The organism is Azonexus caeni (assembly GCF_048146105.1).
In the GTDB taxonomy this organism is placed as follows: domain Bacteria; phylum Pseudomonadota; class Gammaproteobacteria; order Burkholderiales; family Rhodocyclaceae; genus Azonexus; species Azonexus aromaticus_B.
Genome location: NZ_JBKJAD010000015.1, coordinates 39,908 through 56,119, shown reverse-complemented (window position 1 = coordinate 56,119; position 16,212 = coordinate 39,908). Strand labels below are relative to the sequence as shown.

13 protein-coding genes are annotated in these 16,212 nt (G+C 65.7%); 3 read left to right on the top strand and 10 right to left on the bottom strand.

Annotation, left to right across the window (positions count from 1 at the left end):
* Positions 1 to 58: 58 nt before the first annotated feature.
* Both ACLIIZ_RS14205 and ACLIIZ_RS14200 read left to right on the top strand, forming a co-directional pair.
* A complete protein-coding gene (locus tag ACLIIZ_RS14205) occupies positions 59 to 1,198 on the top strand; it encodes a pyridoxal-phosphate-dependent aminotransferase family protein (protein WP_416693180.1) in 1,140 nt (379 codons plus the stop codon).
* 96 nt (positions 1,199 to 1,294) lie between these two features.
* Positions 1,295 to 1,810: a Spy/CpxP family protein refolding chaperone gene (locus ACLIIZ_RS14200; protein ID WP_416693178.1), complete on the top strand. Its 516-nt coding sequence runs from the start codon at positions 1,295 to 1,297 to the stop codon at positions 1,808 to 1,810.
* Positions 1,811 to 1,885: 75 nt separating this feature from the next.
* On the opposite strand, the gene phaR is transcribed toward ACLIIZ_RS14200, so the two are convergent.
* From phaR to rluD, 6 genes are all read right to left on the bottom strand, one after another.
* Entirely contained in the window at positions 1,886 to 2,437 is a 552-nt protein-coding gene (gene phaR, locus ACLIIZ_RS14195; RefSeq protein ID WP_416693176.1) for a polyhydroxyalkanoate synthesis repressor PhaR, read from the bottom strand.
* 95 nt (positions 2,438 to 2,532) lie between these two features.
* Positions 2,533 to 3,276, bottom strand: a complete 744-nt coding sequence (phbB, locus tag ACLIIZ_RS14190) for an acetoacetyl-CoA reductase (protein WP_416693174.1) — start codon at positions 3,274 to 3,276, stop codon at positions 2,533 to 2,535.
* 45 nt (positions 3,277 to 3,321) lie between these two features.
* Positions 3,322 to 4,062, bottom strand: coding sequence for an acetoacetyl-CoA reductase (phbB, locus tag ACLIIZ_RS14185; protein WP_416693172.1), 741 nt, complete (start codon positions 4,060 to 4,062; stop codon positions 3,322 to 3,324).
* A gap of 28 nt (positions 4,063 to 4,090) precedes the next feature.
* Positions 4,091 to 5,815, bottom strand: coding sequence for a PHA/PHB synthase family protein (locus ACLIIZ_RS14180; RefSeq protein ID WP_416693169.1), 1,725 nt, complete (start codon positions 5,813 to 5,815; stop codon positions 4,091 to 4,093).
* A 343-nt stretch (positions 5,816 to 6,158) separates the two neighbouring features.
* On the bottom strand, positions 6,159 to 6,884 hold the full coding sequence (pgeF, locus tag ACLIIZ_RS14175; RefSeq protein WP_416693167.1) for a peptidoglycan editing factor PgeF: 726 nt from the start codon (positions 6,882 to 6,884) through the stop codon (positions 6,159 to 6,161).
* Complete coding sequence (gene rluD, locus ACLIIZ_RS14170; RefSeq protein WP_416693166.1) at positions 6,877 to 7,833, bottom strand: 23S rRNA pseudouridine(1911/1915/1917) synthase RluD; 957 nt, start codon at positions 7,831 to 7,833, stop codon at positions 6,877 to 6,879. The genes pgeF and rluD overlap by 8 nt, the downstream gene beginning before the upstream one ends.
* On the opposite strand from rluD, the gene ACLIIZ_RS14165 reads away from it, so the two are divergent.
* A complete protein-coding gene (locus ACLIIZ_RS14165; RefSeq protein ID WP_416693163.1) occupies positions 7,832 to 8,659 on the top strand; it encodes an outer membrane protein assembly factor BamD in 828 nt (275 codons plus the stop codon). The genes rluD and ACLIIZ_RS14165 overlap by 2 nt on opposite strands.
* Before the next feature lie 45 nt (positions 8,660 to 8,704).
* Here the strand turns inward: ACLIIZ_RS14165 and ACLIIZ_RS14160 are convergent, their stop codons facing one another.
* Genes ACLIIZ_RS14160 through ACLIIZ_RS14145 form a run of 4 tightly spaced genes read right to left on the bottom strand, consistent with a single transcriptional unit; the run spans position 8,705 to position 16,178 of the window.
* A complete protein-coding gene (locus ACLIIZ_RS14160; protein ID WP_416693160.1) occupies positions 8,705 to 11,083 on the bottom strand; it encodes a protein kinase domain-containing protein in 2,379 nt (792 codons plus the stop codon).
* On the bottom strand, positions 11,083 to 11,511 hold the full coding sequence (locus tag ACLIIZ_RS14155) for a DUF3293 domain-containing protein (RefSeq protein WP_416693158.1): 429 nt from the start codon (positions 11,509 to 11,511) through the stop codon (positions 11,083 to 11,085). The genes ACLIIZ_RS14160 and ACLIIZ_RS14155 overlap by 1 nt, the downstream gene beginning before the upstream one ends.
* Positions 11,495 to 12,817 carry a DNA recombination protein RmuC gene (locus ACLIIZ_RS14150; protein WP_416693157.1) on the bottom strand — a complete coding sequence of 441 codons (1,323 nt, stop codon included), beginning with the start codon at positions 12,815 to 12,817 and terminating at the stop codon, positions 11,495 to 11,497. The genes ACLIIZ_RS14155 and ACLIIZ_RS14150 overlap by 17 nt, the downstream gene beginning before the upstream one ends.
* Positions 12,818 to 12,821: 4 nt before the next feature.
* The gene (locus ACLIIZ_RS14145) at positions 12,822 to 16,178 is read right to left on the bottom strand and encodes a DUF748 domain-containing protein (RefSeq protein WP_416693155.1); all 3,357 of its coding nucleotides are present in this window, start codon (positions 16,176 to 16,178) and stop codon (positions 12,822 to 12,824) included.
* Between the last annotated feature and the right edge of the window lie 34 nt (positions 16,179 to 16,212).

Sequence of the window (16,212 nt, the reverse complement as noted above, 5' to 3'; positions counted from 1 at the left end):
CCGGCGCGGCCGGCCGGCGTTATCCTCGCCAACTGCTCAACGCTTACAGGAGAACACCGTGCCCGCCCTGCTCCCCCAGCCCGATCCCGACGGCCTGCTCGAATACTCCGTGGTCTACACCGACCGCGCGCTGAACCACATGTCGCAGCGTTTTCAGGGCGTCATGCGGGAAATCTCGCGCATCCTCAAGAAAGCCTACAACGCCCAGGCCAGCGTCCTCGTCCCGGGCGGCGGCACCTACGGCATGGAAGCGGTGGCCCGCCAGTTCGCGACGCAGCGCAAGGTGCTGGTGATCCGCAACGGCTTCTTCAGCTTCCGCTGGTCGCAGATCTTCGACATGGGCCGCATTCCTTCCGAAAGCATCGTCCTCAAGGCGCGCCCGCTGGGCAGCGGGGCGCAGGCGCCGTTCGCGCCGCCGCCGCTCGCTGAGGTTCTCGCCACCATCGAACGCGAGCGCCCCGAAGTGGTGTTCGCGCCGCACGTCGAAACCTCGTCGGGCATGATCCTGCCCGACGATTACCTGCGCGCCGTCGGCGCCGCGGTGCGCGCCGTCGACGGCCTGTTCGTGCTCGACTGCATTGCCTCCGGCACGGTCTGGGTGGACATTGCGGCGAACAACGTCGACGTCCTGATCAGCGCCCCGCAGAAGGGCTGGAGCGGCCCCTCGTGCTGCGCCCTGATCGCCCTCGGCGAACGCGCCCGGGCGCGCATCGACGCGACGACCAGCAGCAGCTTCGCCTGCGACCTGAAGAAATGGCTGCAGATCATGGAAACCTACGAGAACGGCGGCCACGCCTATCACGCGACGATGCCGACCGACGCCCTGGCCGCCGTCTGCCAGGCGATGCAGGCGACCGAGGCGCGCGGCTTCGCGCAGGTCTGCGCCGAACAGTGGGAACTCGGCCGCCAGGCGCGCGCCCTGCTCGTCGAACGCGGTTTCCCTAGCGTCGCCGCCGAGGGCTTCGAGGCACCGGGCGTCGTCGTCAGCTACACCACCGACCCGGATATCCAGAACGGCCGCAAGTTCCTCGCCCAGGGCATCCAGAGCGCCACCGGCGTGCCGCTGATGTGCGACGAGCCGGAGGGTTTCAGAACGTTTCGCCTCGGCCTCTTCGGTCTCGACAAGCTGCAGGCGCCGACGCGCACGGTGGCCAGCCTGGCCAGCGCGCTCGATGCCTTCCCGCCGCTCGCCGACTGAAATGAATCCTTACATCTGGAAAACGACAGCTAACGCCAATCTCCGTAACCTGCTCCTGTCGCCGGAACGTTTCCGGCTCACCGACAGGAGAACATCATGAAGAACCTTTTCGACATCACCAGCAAACGCTTCCTCGCCGCCAGTGCCCTTGCCCTCGCCGTTCCGTTGAGCGCAATGGCCTTCCAGGGCGGCAAAGGCGGCTGCGATGCCCGCGACGGCATGCGCGGCGCGTCGATGAAACAGGGAGCGATGATGCACGGCGGCGGCATGATGGCGATGCGCGGCCTGCACCGGCTCAACCTGAGCGAAGCCCAGGACGACAAGATCTTCGAGATCATGCACGCCCAGGCGCCGAAGATGCGCGAGCAGATGAAGTCGCTGCGCAAGTCGGAAGACGAGCTGCGCGCCCTCAAGGCCGCCCCCGACTTCAGCGAAGCCAAGGCCAAGCAGTTGGTCGACCGCATCGCCGGCCAGCGCGCCGACATGGAGATGGCGCGCCTGCAGACCGAGCGGCAGATCATGGGCCTGCTGACGCCGGAACAGCAGAAGCAGCTCGCCGACATGAAGCAGCGCGGACCGGGCAAGCGCGACGACCGCGGGCCGCGTTCCTGAGCGTCAGCCAGCCCCGACAGCAGAACGGCCGCGAATGCGGCCGTTTTTTTTCTGGCGCCGGGAAAACCTTCCCGGCTATTTCTTTTCCGGCACGTCCGGCGTTCCCAGACCGCCGAACATCGTCCGCGTCTGCGACTGCAACTGGTCCTGCATCGACTGGAACATTTTCTTCGACTGGTCCATGTAGGCCGTCATCATGTTCTGCATCGCCGGCTGCTGGAAGGTCAGGAACTGGTTCCAGAAATCGGCCTGCACGCTCGCCGTGTCCGAGCCGCCGTACAGCGAGCGGGACTGCTCCTGCACCTTCTGCTGGAAATCGACGAAGGTCTTCATGTTGTTCTCGAGGAACTTGCCGAGCATGCTCTGCGAGGTGCTGCCGTAGAAACGGATGAAGCCGGAGAGCAGTTCGCAGGAGAACAGCGGTACGCCGCCGGTTTCCTCTTCCAGGATGATCTGCAGCAGGATGCTGCGGGTCAGGTCCTCGCCGGACTTGGCATCGAGCACCTTGAACGGTTCGAACTTGAGCACCAGTTCCTTGACGTCCCCCAGTGTGATGTATGCGCTTGTCTTGGTATCGTAGAGGCGGCGATTGGGGTATTTCTTGATCAGGCGAACCGGTTCGGACATGCTGGAGCCTCAAGAGAAAATTTATGTGCAGCGCAGCATTATAACGGAAAAAAAGAGCGCCCCAAGGCGCCCTTTTCGCTTCCTGCGCGGGCTTCTTACTGGTAGTAGAGGCCGCCGTTGACGTTGATCGTCGCGCCGGTGGTGAAGCCGGACAGTTCGTCGGACAGGTAGGCACAGGCGAAGCCGATTTCTTCCGGCTTGGCCAGGCGCTTCATCGGCACCGAGGCGACGATGGTTTCCAGCACTTCCGGCTTGATCGCCATGACCATCTTGGTCGCCACGTAGCCCGGGGCGATCGCGTTGACGGTGACGCCCTTGGCAGCCAGTTCGGCGGCCAGCGCCTTGGTGAAGCCGATGACGCCGGCCTTGGCGGCCGAGTAGTTGGTCTGGCCAGCCTGGCCCTTGACGCCGTTGACCGACGAGATGTTGATGATGCGGCCCCAGCCACGTTCGGCCATCTTGGCGGAAACCTGCTTGGTCATGTTGAACAGCGAGGTCAGGTTGGTCGAGATGACGGCATCCCAGCCATCCTTTTCCAGCTTGGCGAACATGCGGTCACGGGTGATGCCGGCATTGTTGATCAGGATGTCGACCTGGCCGCAGGCGGCTTCGGCTTCGGCAACCATCTTCTGGCAGTCTTCGAGGACGGAAACGTCACCGGCGACGCAGACGAAATCGTTGAAACCGGCAGCGGACATCTCGGCCAGCCAGGCGTCCTTGTTGTCGAATTGGGGATGGTAGGCGGCGACCACCTTGTGACCGGCCTTGGCCAGTTGTTGACAGATGGCGGTACCGAGACCACCCATGGCACCGGTAACGAGAGCGACACGTTGCGTCATGATGTTTCCTTCCTTTTTTGTTGAAGCGGGGTTGAAAAACGCCGGTCAGTACATGTGCTGACCGCCATTAATGGAGATGTTGGCCCCGGTCACGAACGCCGCTTCATCGGAAGCGAGGTAGGCGACGAGGCCGGCGATTTCTTCGGGCTTGCCCAGGCGGCTGACCGGAATCTGCGGCAGTATCTTCGAATTGAGAATGTCCTGCGGGATCGCGGTGACCATCTTGGTGCCAATATAACCGGGCGAGATGGTATTTACCGTGACACCCTGGCGGGCGACTTCGAGCGCCAGCGCCTTGGTGAAACCGTGCATGCCGGCCTTGGCGGCCGAATAGTTGGTCTGGCCGAAGGCACCCTTCTGGCCATTGACCGAGGCGACATTGATGACGCGTCCCCACTTGCGTTCGATCATGCCTTCCATGACCTGCTTGGTCATGTTGAAGACGGAATCGAGGTTGGTGCGGATGACGGCATCCCAATCGGCCTTGGTCATCTTCTTGAAGGTCATGTCGCGGGTGATGCCGGCGTTGTTAACCAGGACGTCGATCGGCCCGACTTCGCGGGTCACCGTTTCGACGCAGGCCTTCGCCGATTCGAAGTCGGTGACATCGCAGGGATAGGCCTTGAAGCCGTAGCCCATGTTGTTCATGTTCTTCAGCCACTCGTCGACCTTGGCATTGCCGGGCGAATGGGTGGTCACCACCTTGTAGCCCAGCCCCGCCATCTTGATGCAGATGGCTTCGCCGAGGCCCCCCATACCGCCGGTAATCAGTGCAACTCGCAACATTTTCCGCTCCTCTGTGGGTTTATTGGAATCAGACCGCACGTTCCTTGACGTAACGGCCCGGTGCCGGCTCGATGGCTTTGTACTTGGTATTGCCGATCTTGCGCGCGGCGCGCTGTGCTCCGGAGTGCTGCTGCAGCCAGGTCGACCAGTCGGTCCACCAGCTACCCTTCATTTCCGCCGCTGCGGCCAGCCAGGTCGCGGCGTCGGTCGTGACGTCGTCGTTGATCCAGTAGCTGCGCTTGTTCTTGCTCGCCGGGTTGATCACCCCGGCGATGTGCCCGGAGGCACCGAGAACGAAGCGGCACTGGCCGCCGAGAATGCGGGTGCTCTGGTAGGCGGACTGCCAGGGCACGATGTGGTCCTCGCGCGTTGCCAGCAGGTAGACCGGCATCGCCAGTTGGCCGAGATCGACCTTGACCCCGCACATGGCGAGCTTGCCGGGTTCGCGCAGGCTGTTGTCGAGGTACATGTGGCGCATGTACCAGCAGGCGAACGGCCCCGGCAGGTTGGTCGAATCCGAGTTCCAGTAGAGCAGGTCGAAGGCTTGCGGCTTCTGGCCCTTGAGGTAGTTGTTCTGGACGTAGTTCCAGACCAGGTCGTTGGCACGCAGGAAGGAGAAAGTGTTCTGCAGGTCGCGCGCCGGCAGCAGACCGCCCTGGCCGATCGTCGCCTCGCGCGTGGTCAGCGCCTGTTCGTCGATGAAGAGGCCGATCTCGCCGGTGTCGGAAAAGTCGAGCAAGGTGGTGAGCAGGGTCAGCGAAGCGACGCAGTCGTCGCCGCGCGCCTTCAGCACGGCCAGCGCCGAGGTCAGGATGGTGCCGCCGACGCAGAAACCGAGGGCATTGACCTGCTTGACCTTGGTCAGTTCGCGCACCACGCTCAGTGCCTGGATCGGCCCCTGTTCGAGGTAGTCGTCCCAGCCCAAGTGACCCTGCGCTTCGCTCGGGTTGCGCCAGGAGACGAGGAAGACGGTGTTGCCCTGGTCGACCATGTAGCGGATCAGCGAATTGTCCGGCTGCAGGTCCATGATGTAGAACTTGTTGATGCACGGCGGCACCACCAGCAGCGGCCGGCTGGCAACCTTGGCAGTAAGCGGCGCGTACTGGATCAGTTGCATCACCTCGTTCTCGAAGACGACGGCGCCTTCGGTCGTGGCAATGTTGCGGCCGACTTCGAAGACCGATTCGTCGGTCATCGAGATGCGCCCCTTCTCGAAGTCGCGGATCAGGTTGTTGATGCCGTCGGTGATGCTCTGACCCTTGGTTTCCAGCGCCAGCTTGATGAATTCGGGGTTGGTCGCGGCGAAGTTGGTCGGTGCCAGCGCATCCGCCATCTGGCGGGCGATGAAGCGCATCTTGTCGCGCGCCTTGGCGTCGTCGGCCGGCAACTTCTCGACCATTTCCTTGAGGTACTGGACGTTGAGCAGGTAGGCCTGGTGCAGGTAATCGTAGATCGGGCTTTCGTGCCATTCCGGCGCTGCGAAACGGCGGTCTCCTGGTTCCGGACGGACCTCGAAGGTGGGCGCCTGGCCCTGCTGCTTGGCGAGCACGGATTGCCACAAGGACATCTGGCGATCCATGAACTCCTTCTGCAACGCCGTCAGCGCCTGCGGGTCAAGCGCCGGGGCTTGGTCGGCGATGCCGGCCTGCTTGCTGAACTGTTCCATGAATTGCTGCGCGTAGCCTTGTCCGGCCTGCAGGAACTGCATGGCAGAAGCCAGGAATGCCTGGTTGTTGTCCGATCCTTGCGCCATGGAATGCCGTTTCTCGTTGGTTGTCGTGGGCTTCAGCTTCTGGATTCTCCATACCCGTCCCGGCACTGTCAATGCATAAATCGGCGCTTCAGCAGCAGCGTGATTGCCGGCTGCCGGGCGGCCGCTTTCGATTTAGAATCGGCGGATGTCCCTAGCCATGATCATCGTTATCGGGTGGCTCTATGTCACCGTCCTGGTCGCCGCCAGCGAGGCCAGCCTCGTTGCCGGGATCATTTCTTTCCTGTTCTGCGGCGCCCTGCCCTGCGGACTGATCCTCTATTTCGCCGGCAGCCGGGTGCGCCGCGAGCGGCGCGCCTTCCACGAACAGCAACGGCTGGCTGCGTCAAGCCAGCCAGATCAGGCTGGCCATGCGCCCGGTAACGCCGTCGCGACGGAAGGAGAAGTAGCGCTCGCCGTCGGCGAAGGTGCAGGCGCCACCGCCGAAGACCCCGGCGACGCCGGCCGCCGCTAGACGCTGCCGGGCCAGCGCATAGAGGTCGGCCAGCCACTTGCCATCGCCGTGCGCGCGGAAAGCGGCGGCGCTGGCCGGATCGCGGGCGACGAAGGCGGCACGGACCTCGGCGCCGACTTCAAAAGACTCCGGACCGATCGCTGGCCCCAGCCAGGCGAGCACTTCGCCGGGCGCCACCGCCATTGCCGCCAGCGTCTGCTCGAGCACGCCGGCGAGCAGCCCGCGCCAGCCGGCATGGGCGGCGGCGACGACGCTGCCGGCCCGGTCGCAGAAAAGGACCGGCAGACAGTCGGCGGTCATCGCCGCGCAGACGACGCCGGCAACGCGGGAAAAGCTGGCATCGGCCTCGCTGTCGGCGGCGGATGTCGCCGCATCGACGACGACCGTGCCATGCACCTGGCGCAGCCAGAGCGGCGGCGCCGGCAGTTCGGCGAGCAACCGTGCACGGTTGGCGGCGACCCGCGCCGGATCGTCACCGACGTGATCGCCGAGGTTGAGGCTGGCCCACGGCGCCGGGCTGACGCCGCCGCCGCGCTGCGTCTGCCGCGCCTGAACGTTGGCGGGGGCTGGCCAATCGGGAACGAGGAAATCAAGCATGGCGCAGGAGATCGACCAGTTCGCGCATGTCTTCCGGCAGCGGCACCTCCCACTGCATCTGCCGGCCGCTCACCGGATGCAGCAGACCGAGCCGGGTTGCGTGCAAGGCCTGGCGATGGAAAGCCGGCAGCCGCGGATCGCGCTTGCCATAGACCGGGTCGCCGAGCAGCGGGTGACCGATCGACGCCATATGCACGCGAATCTGGTGGGTGCGGCCGGTTTCCAGCGAACATTCAATCAGCGTGCTGTGAGCATAGATTTCCAGCCCCCGGTACCAGGTCAGCGCCGGCTTGCCGCCGCGGCTCTCCGGCACCACCGCCATCTTGATGCGATGCACCGGGTGACGGCCGATCGGCGTATCGACACCGCCGTCGCGCCGGATTACGCCGGCGGCGACCGCCAGGTACTGGCGCTTGACGGTGCGCGCCTGCAACTGCCGCACCAGGTCGGTCTGCGCTTCCAGTGTCTTGGCGACGACCAGCAGGCCGCTGGTTTCCTTGTCCAGGCGATGCACGATACCGGCCCGCGGCACCTCGCCGATGCCCGGCACGTGGTGCAGCAGCGCGTTCATCAGGGTGCCGTTGCGGTTGCCGCTGCCGGGATGGACGACCAGCCCGGCTGGCTTGTTGATCACCAGCAGCGCCTCGTCCTCGTAGACGATGGCGAGCGGAATGTCTTCCGCCTGCTCGGCACCGAGGAATTCGTCGTCGGGCAGTTCGAGCAGCAACTGTTCGCCGCCCACCAGCTTGCGCTTCGGTTCGCCGACCGGCTCGCCGTCGAGCGTGACGCAGCCCTCCCGAATCCAGGATTGCAGGCGGTTGCGGGAATATTGGGGAAGCATTTCGGCGAGCGCCTGGTCGAGCCGGCGACCGCCCATGACATCGGGAACCGTCATTTTGAGCGGCTCGCTTGGGCTATAATCGCCCGAGTTTTCAAGAGGATCATTCATGATGCGCAGTTTACCTGCATTCCCGACTTTCGCCGCCAGCCTTCGCTGGCTGCTCGCACTCCTTGCCGCTGCCGTACTTGCCGGCTGCAGTTCGCTGCCGGCCGAACAAGACGAAACCGCTGGCTGGTCCGCCAATCGCCTCTACACCGCGGCCCGCGAGGCGCAGACCGAAGGATCGTGGGAGATCGCGGTCAAGATGCTGGAAAAACTCGAAGCCCGCTACCCCTACGGCCGCTACGCCCAGCAGGCGCAACTGGAACTGGCCTACGTCTACTGGAAATCGAACGAACCGGGATCGGCGCTCGCCGCCGCCGACCGCTTCATCAAGATGCACCCGAACCATCCCGCCGTCGATTACGCGATGTACCTGAAGGGCCTCGTCAATTTCAACGAGGATCTCGGCCTGATCGGCCACATCAGCAACCAGGACCTGACCGAACGCGACCCCAAGGCGGCGCGCGAAGCCTTCGAGTCGTTCAAGGAACTGGTCACCCGCTTCCCGGACAGCAAATACGCGCCGGACTCGATCAAGCGCATGAACTACCTGGTCAATGCACTGGCCTCGCTGGAAGTTCACGTCGCCCGCTATTACATCAAGCGCGGCGCCTACATTGCCGCCGCCAACCGGGCGCAGGTCGCCGTCGAAACCTACCCGCGCGCGCCGGCGATCGAGGAAGCGCTGTACATCCTCGTCCTTGCTTACGAAAAGCTGGAAATGAAGGAATTGCGCGACGACGCCGAACGGGTGCTGAAGCAGAATTTCCCGAACAGCCGTTTCTACACCGAGGGGATAGAACGCAAGACCGCCTGGTGGCAACTCTGGTGAAGCGCCCCTGAATCGTCCGACAGCCCGCCTCCCGGCGGGCTTTTGCTATCCGCCCTGCTTGATCGCCAGCACCGCCTGATTGCGCAGGGTGCGCAGCAGCGACAATTCCTTTTCCGGGATGTGGATGCCGTCCGCCTCGTCGCAATCGGCGTAGATCAGCGCCACCGGGTTGCCCTTCAGGTTGAGCGGAAAGACGACGAAGGAACGCGCCGGCAGCAGGCTGCGGTACCAGGCGGGAACGCGCTGGGCGATCTTCGGATCGTCGATGTCGCGGATCAGGATATCGACGCCTTTCGAAGTCGCGGCGTGGAAGATGTCCGGCGTGAAGCTGAGCGGAAAGCGAAAACCGCGCGCCAGTTCGCTGGCCTCCGGGCCGAAGCCGAAACGCCCCTGCATGGTGTTGCTGCGCGGATCGCGCACGCACAGGATGACGCGCTTGAAGCCCATCGCCCGGTACATGGTTTCCAGGATGATGCGCAGGATGTCGTTGAGCTTGAAACCGTCGACCAGTGTGTTGCTGATGTCCTGGATGCCGGCGGTCAGCACTGCCTGCGCATCGACGCCAACGACCGCGGCAGCGTCACCGACGGCACCCGGCACGACATCGTCGCCGAGGGCAATACTGCCGAGCGAATCCTCCGTCTGGCCGGCGCCCGTCGCTTCGCCCGGATTCTGCGCGAGCTTGGCGAAATGCCGCATCTGCCGGCCGAACGTCGTGTTCTGCACCCCCAGATGGACGATCCGGGCCAGTTCGCCGACCTCCTCGACCGCCCGCCGCAGCGTCTGCATCACCTGCCCATCGTCAAGCGGGATCGCCTCGCTGAAACGGGTGACGACCTTGCGGAATTCCTGATCGCGGCTTTCCGGCGTTGCCACGGCAATCACTTCGCACAACTCGTTGGCCATGCCGGACAGCGTCCGCAGCCGCTCTTCCGGCGAGCCCGGCTTGCGTGCCCGGCCCGCCGGCAGGCGCCGCATGGCACCGACGATCAGCGGCGGGAAGCCCCACTGGCGGGCGATCGCCACCCCCAGTTCCTCGAGCGAAATGCCGAGCACCTGCTGTGCCGCCACCTCCTCGCGCACACCTTTCTGCGCCATGACACGACGGATTTCGGCGGCTTCGTCGGGAAAGTGGTATTGCGCCAGCAGCCGCCCCAGGCCGTGGAACAGCGCGCAGATGAAGACTTGTTCGAGATCGCGCATCTGCGCCGCGGCGCCGAGATCGCGAGCGAGGATGCCGGCCAGGTTGGCGCGCAGGAATTCCTCCTTGAGCTGGCCGACGTTGCCCTTGTTCTGCAGATGCTCGAAGAGCAGTACCGAGATGGCGATGTTGCGCACCGTCTCGAAACCGAGCACGACCACCGCCCGCGACACGGTGCTGATGTTGCCGCCGCCGGCCGGCCGGAAATAGGCCGAATTGACCAGGCGCAGCAGCTTGTTGGTCAGCGCGAAGTCCTTGAGGATGGTGTTCGACAGCCGGCTGACGCTTTCCGTCTCGCTGTTGGCGATGCGGTTGATCGCGCCGACCGATTCCGAGAGCGCCGGGAAATCGCTCTTGTGGCGCATGCGGCGGAGCAGGAAATCGATCGTCGCCTGACCGCTGGCGTCGGCGGGCAGCGTCGCTTCCGGTTCGATGAAGGCGTCAAGCGCCTCGGCGAACTGGCCGACGTTGCGATAGCGCAGCGCCGGATCGCGCGCCAGCGCCTTGTAGAGAATGCCGGCCAGGCGCTCGTCGACCTGCACCTGCTCCGGCAGGCGGATATCCTCGCTGACGATGCGGCGAAACATCTCCTGCAGGCTGCTGCCCTGGACGGCGCGGCGGCCGGCCAGCATCTCGTAGAGGATCAGGCCGGCGGCGAAGATGTCGGAGCGTTCGCCGACCTCGCGCTTCAGGATGTACTCCGGCGCCATGTAGGCGGGGGTTCCCGACAGCTTGTCGAGGCGCTCGCTCTCGCCGCTGATGCGGACCGAGATGCCGAAATCCATGACCCGCGGCATGCCGTTCTCGTCGAGCAGGATGTTCGACGGCTTGAGGTCGCGGTGGATGATGCCGTTGGCGTGCGCCTGGGCGATCGCGTCGAGCACCGGGCGCAGCAGGCTGACTGCCTTGACCGGCGAGAGAACGCCAGCAGTGCGCAGGAAATCGGCCAGGCTCTGGCCGGGCACCAGCTCGAACACCAGGTAGATGTCGCCGCCTTCCTCGCCGGCGTCGAAGATCGGCACGATGTTGGCGTGACGCAGCTTGCTGACCAGGCGCGCCTCGTCGAGCAGGACCCGGTTCTGCTCCGGATCGGGATTGCTGAAATGCAGGGTCTTGATCGCCACCTCGCGCTGCAACTGCGGGTCGAAGCCCCGGTACACCACACTCTGCGCGCCCCGCCCCAGTTCGCCGCGAATTTCGAAGCGGCCGATCCTGCTCGTCATTATTCGAGTTCTTCCGTCCATGCCAGACGGGGAATCCCGTCCACGCCTCCCCAGAGGATCGCATTCTGTTCGTAATCGTCGGCCAGTGCCAGCGCGTCCTCGCGCGTGATGTCGGGGACGAAGCAGCTCTCCTCGACCGGTGCCGCCGCATCATCCGGCCGGTTCTCGGCCGAATAGGGCTCGTAGTTGCCTTCCAGCAGGTCGCACTCGAGCGCCGACTGGCGGCCGAGGTTGTCGTCGTCGGGAAACCGCCGCCCACCCGGGTTGAACGCGGTGATCACCGCAAAGCCGGGCGCCCGCGCCGCCGCCAGCCACTCGGCCAGTGACGGCGATGGCTGGTCAACGCGCAGTTCGAACACTCCCTCGGGCAGGAACACCCGGTACGTCGTTGCCCGATACGCCGCTTCCAGTTCAGGCGTCTTCGCCATCCTCATCTCCCCCGATCAGTTGTTGCGCGTCGCCGGCCGGCAAGGCCTCGACGTCCTTGAGTTTTCTTGTCAGCTGACGCGTCCGCGTCTCGGCGCGGACGATGCTGTTGCTCGCCTCTTCCAGCTTCTTGCGGGTATGGGCGAGCGCCTCGCCGAACTTGCCGAATTCGCTCTTGACCGCGCCGAGCACCGCCCACACTTCGGCCGAGCGCTGCTCGATGGCGAGCGTCCGGAAGCCCATCTGCAGGCTGTTGAGCAGCGCCGCCAGCGTCGTCGGCCCGGCCAGGCTGACCCGGTACTCGCGCTGCAATGTCTCGGCCAGCCCGGGCCGGCGCAGCGCCTCGGCGTACAGTCCCTCGACCGGCAGGTAGAGCAGCGCGAAGTCGGTGGTGTGCGGCGGCGCCACGTACTTGTCGCGGATGCTCTTCGCCTCGTTCTTCAGCCGCATCTCGATCGCCTTCGCCGCTTCCTCGATCGCCGCCGGCTCCTGGGCGTCGAGCAGGCGCTGGTAGTCCTCGACCGGGAACTTGGCGTCGATCGGCAGCCAGACCGTCGCGCCGTCGTCGCGCCCGGGCAGGCGGATGGCGAAATCGACGCGCTCGGCGCTGCCCGGACGGACGGCGACGTTGACCGCGTACTGGCTGGCGGTGAGCAGTTGTTCGAGGAGTGCCGCCAGTTGTACCTCGCCCCAGGTGCCGCGGGTCTTGACGTTGGTCAGCACACGCTTGAGGTCGCCGACGCCGGCGGCCAGATTCTGCATTTCGCCGAGGCCGCGATGCACCTGTTCGAGGCGCTCGCTGACCAGCTTGAACGATTCGCCGAGGCGCTGTTCGAGCGTCGCGTGCAGCTTCTCGTCGACGGTGCGGCGCATTTCCTCGAGCTTGCCGGCGTTGTCCGCCTGCATCGCGCTCAGCCGGCTTTCGACACCGCTCTTCAGGCGTTCGAAACGTTCGTCGAGGCCGAGCGAGAAACGGCTCAGTTCGCGGGCGAAGGCTTCCAGGCGCTCCGCCTGCAATGTGCCGAGCTGGCCCATCTGGGTGCTCACCGCCTGGCCGAGCAGGTTGGCCGACTGGGCGCGTTCCTCGCGGTCGCGGAAAGCCTCCTCGGCGTCCTCGCGGCGGCTGCGCGCCAGCTCCTCACGCAGTTCGCGCTCGAGCCGGGCGAGCCCCTTGTCGAGGCCGTCCTGCAAGGTGCGCAAGGCGGCCGCCTCCTCGCCCGGCCGGCTGCCGCGCCAGAGCAGCGCGACCTGCAGCAGGATCACCGTCATCAGCCCGAGCAGCAGGGCCAGCGTCATCGCCTCGCTCATCGTCCTACCTCAGCGCGAATTCGACACGCCCGCCAGCGGCCGCCGGCGCCTCGGCCTTCGCCTTGCCGGGCACCAGGAAGATGCGCTCGGCCGCCACCTTGCCCTGCTCGATCAGCCAGGTCTGGACGTTCTCGGCGCGCTGCCGGGCGAGCAGACGCAGTTCTTCGTCGCCGGCCGGCAGGTTGGCAAGCAGCAGCTTTTCCATTTCCTCGACCGGCAGATCCTTCTGCAGGCCGATGAAGTTGCGCGGCTTCGGGAACTTGCCGGCCTTGTACACCCGGACCAGGTAGGTCTTGTATTCCTCCGGCGCGATGCGCACGGCGTCGGCCGATTCGGCGTCGCCGCCCTTCTTCTGCAGGTCGGCGAATTTCTCGCGTTGCATCGCCCGCTCGATGGCGACGCGCCGGACGCCCTCGCTGTCGATCTCCGGATCGGCGTAGCCGGCGATTTCCAGCTTCAGCGCGGCACGCTCGGTGAGGGCGCGGGCCAGCGTCTCCAGCTTCTTCTGCGCCGCCGCGTCGAACTGCGTGCGCCCCGGGGCGAAGGCCAGCGTGGACAGTTCCTCGCCGCCGCCGAACAGCGAGCCGATCAGCGCGAACGGCGAGGTCACCGCCTTGACGAAAAGGTTGACGATGACCTTGATCACCAGCCCGCCGACCGAGAACTGCGGATCGTCGAGCGAACCGGAAATCGGCAGGTTGATGTCGATCTCGCCGCGGTTGTTGCGCAGCAGCGCCAGCGCCAGGTTGACCGGGAGCTTGGTGGCGTCCGGGCTATCGACCCGCTCACCGAAGGTGAATTGATCGATGAACAGGCGGTTGTCGGCGCTCAACTGGCGGTTCTCCAGTTTGTAGGCAACGTTCAGCGACAGCTTGCCCTTGTCGATCAGGTAGCCGGCGTACTTGCCGGAGTAAGGCGAGAAGCCGGTCATGTCGACGCCCTTCACCTCGCCCTTGAGGTCGAGGAAGGACTGCGCCGCCAGCGGATTGAGGCGGGCGCTGATCAGCACCGGCGCCGAACCGGCGTAGGTGCCGCGCAGCTCCATGTCGGCGAGCGTGCCCGCGGCCGACGACAGGCCGCTGACCCGGCCGTTCAGCTTGCCGACGTTGACCGTGTAGTTGGGCTTGACGAAGTAGTCGGAGAAATTGACCGTGCCGTTGTTCAGCGTCACCTTGGCGATGCGGATCGGCACCGGCGGGGCTGCCGGTGTCGTAGCTGCCGCAACCGGCGGCGGATTCACCGGCGCTGCCGCTGCGTCGGCGGCGGCGACCGGCGCCGCTTCGTTGCGGCGGACGATGTCGGCGAGGTTGAGGCGGCCGTCCTTGTTGAGGATCAGGCGCGAGTAGAAATCGGCCAGCGCGATCTCGCGCACGTCGATCGCCAGCGGATCGAGGCGGAAATCGACGCCGCCGAAATGCAGCGATTTCCACTTCAGGAAATCGGCCTTGTTGTCCGGGTCCACCGCCAGCAGGTTGCCGATCGTCGCCGAACCCTTGTAGGCCGCCTTCAGCCGGCCGCCGTCGACGCGGACGACGGCCTCACCCTGGTTCGAGAATTGGCCACGCTGCAGGCGGATGTTGAGGTAGCGGCCGGAATAGGCCTGCAGGCCCTGCACCGGGATGCCGCTGCTGTCGATCTGCAGCTTGGCCGCCAGCGGCACCGCCTGGACCTCACCGCCCACCGCCAGCTTGCCTTCGCCATTGACCGTCGCCTGCAAGGTCAGGCGGCCCTTCTCGTTCGGCAGGTTGCCCAGGCGCTCGCCCTGCAGGCTCAAGCCGCTGATCTCCTGCACCGCCGCCGGCTGCACCGACTGATCCTCGAAACGCAGGCCGAGGTCGTCCACCTTGAGCTTCGCCACCTGCGCCAGCCACGGCCGCGGCGCCGGCGCCTTGCCGCCCTGAGCGACGCCGCGCAGCACCGGTGGCGTCAGCCAGACGAAGCTGCCGTCGGCGGCCAGGCCAGCGGCGATGCGCGCGCCGCTGAGCGCCAGTTCGCCGATCTCGACACGCTGCGCCGCCAGGTCGACGCGCAGCGCCTTGAGGCCGACGCTGCCGACTTTCAGCGGCGTGCCGAAATCCATCTGCCAACCCGCCTCGGCAATCTCCAGCGGTGCCGCTAGACGATGATCGACGGCACCGAGCCGGGCATTCAGCGCGCCGATCTCGCCGCTCACCGGCTGTGGCCCGGAGGCGTCGCGCCAGCGGACGCGCGCATCGTTCAACTCGAAAGCTGCCAGCGACCACGCGAACGGTGCTACCGGCGCTGCGGGCGTGACGGTCAGCGCAGCCGGCCTGGCGAGCCGCTGGGCGATGGTTAGCAGGTTGAGTTCGCCGCGCCCGTCGACCGCCAGATCGAGTTCGGCGCCGTCCAGCGTAACCTTGCGCAGCGCCAGATTACGCTTGAACGGATCGAACTGCTCGAGATCGACAAGCAGCGATTTCCAGCCGACCAGCGGCCGGCCACCATCGTCGCTCAGCGCCAGCCCGTCGAGGCGCGCCTGACCGGTCAGGGTCAGCGAATTGGCGCCGTCGGTCAGTTCCCGGAACACCAGGCGCAACTGCGAATGCAGCCTGGCGGCGCCGATCCGCAGCGGCACGCCGGCCGGCAGATAGGGCTGCAATTGCGCCAGGTCGAAGCCGTTAAGCTGCAGGTTCAGCTCGCTCTCGCGGCCGTCGGCGAAGGGCGTCGCCTGGCCGTCGAGACGCAGTTCCGAACCGTCGAGACGGGCGGAGAACATCGGCTGGACCAGGATTTCCGCCTGGTACGGCAGACTGGAAACGAACGGCAAACCGAGATTGATCTCTTCCGCGGTGTGGACACGGCCGCGCGGCCGGTCGTCGAACACCAGCTTGCCGCCGCTGAGCTGGATGTTGTTCAGCGAAAAGCGCGGCACCCCGCTGTCCGGCTCGTCGTCCGGCTTCAGCCATTCATCGAGCAGGTCGGACACGTCGTAACGCCCCTCGTCGAGACGGACCACGGCCAGACGCGGGCCGACAAGGCGGATTTCATCGACGACGACAGCAAACTTGAGCAGCGAACTGGCCGACAGGTTGACGTACAACTCGTCGAAACCAGCCACCTCGCGCCCCTCCGCCGTGCGCACGGCAAGCCCGGCGACGGTCGCCGACAAGGCCAGCGGATTGACGTCGATGCGCGCTATGCTGACTTCGCGGTGCAGCGCCTCGCCCAATTTATCGAGCAGCAGGCTCTTGAGCAGCGGCGGCGCGGCGAAGAAGCCGAACAACACGAATGCCAGCAGGCCGCCCACCAGCCATTTGCCGCGCCGCCGGTTGGGCGGCGTATCGAAACGGGTGCGCCATCGGGCAAGCTTGTTGAGGGCGGACGAGCGGGCTGCGGTCATGTTAATCTTCGGCCAATTCAATTTCGCCAAATCT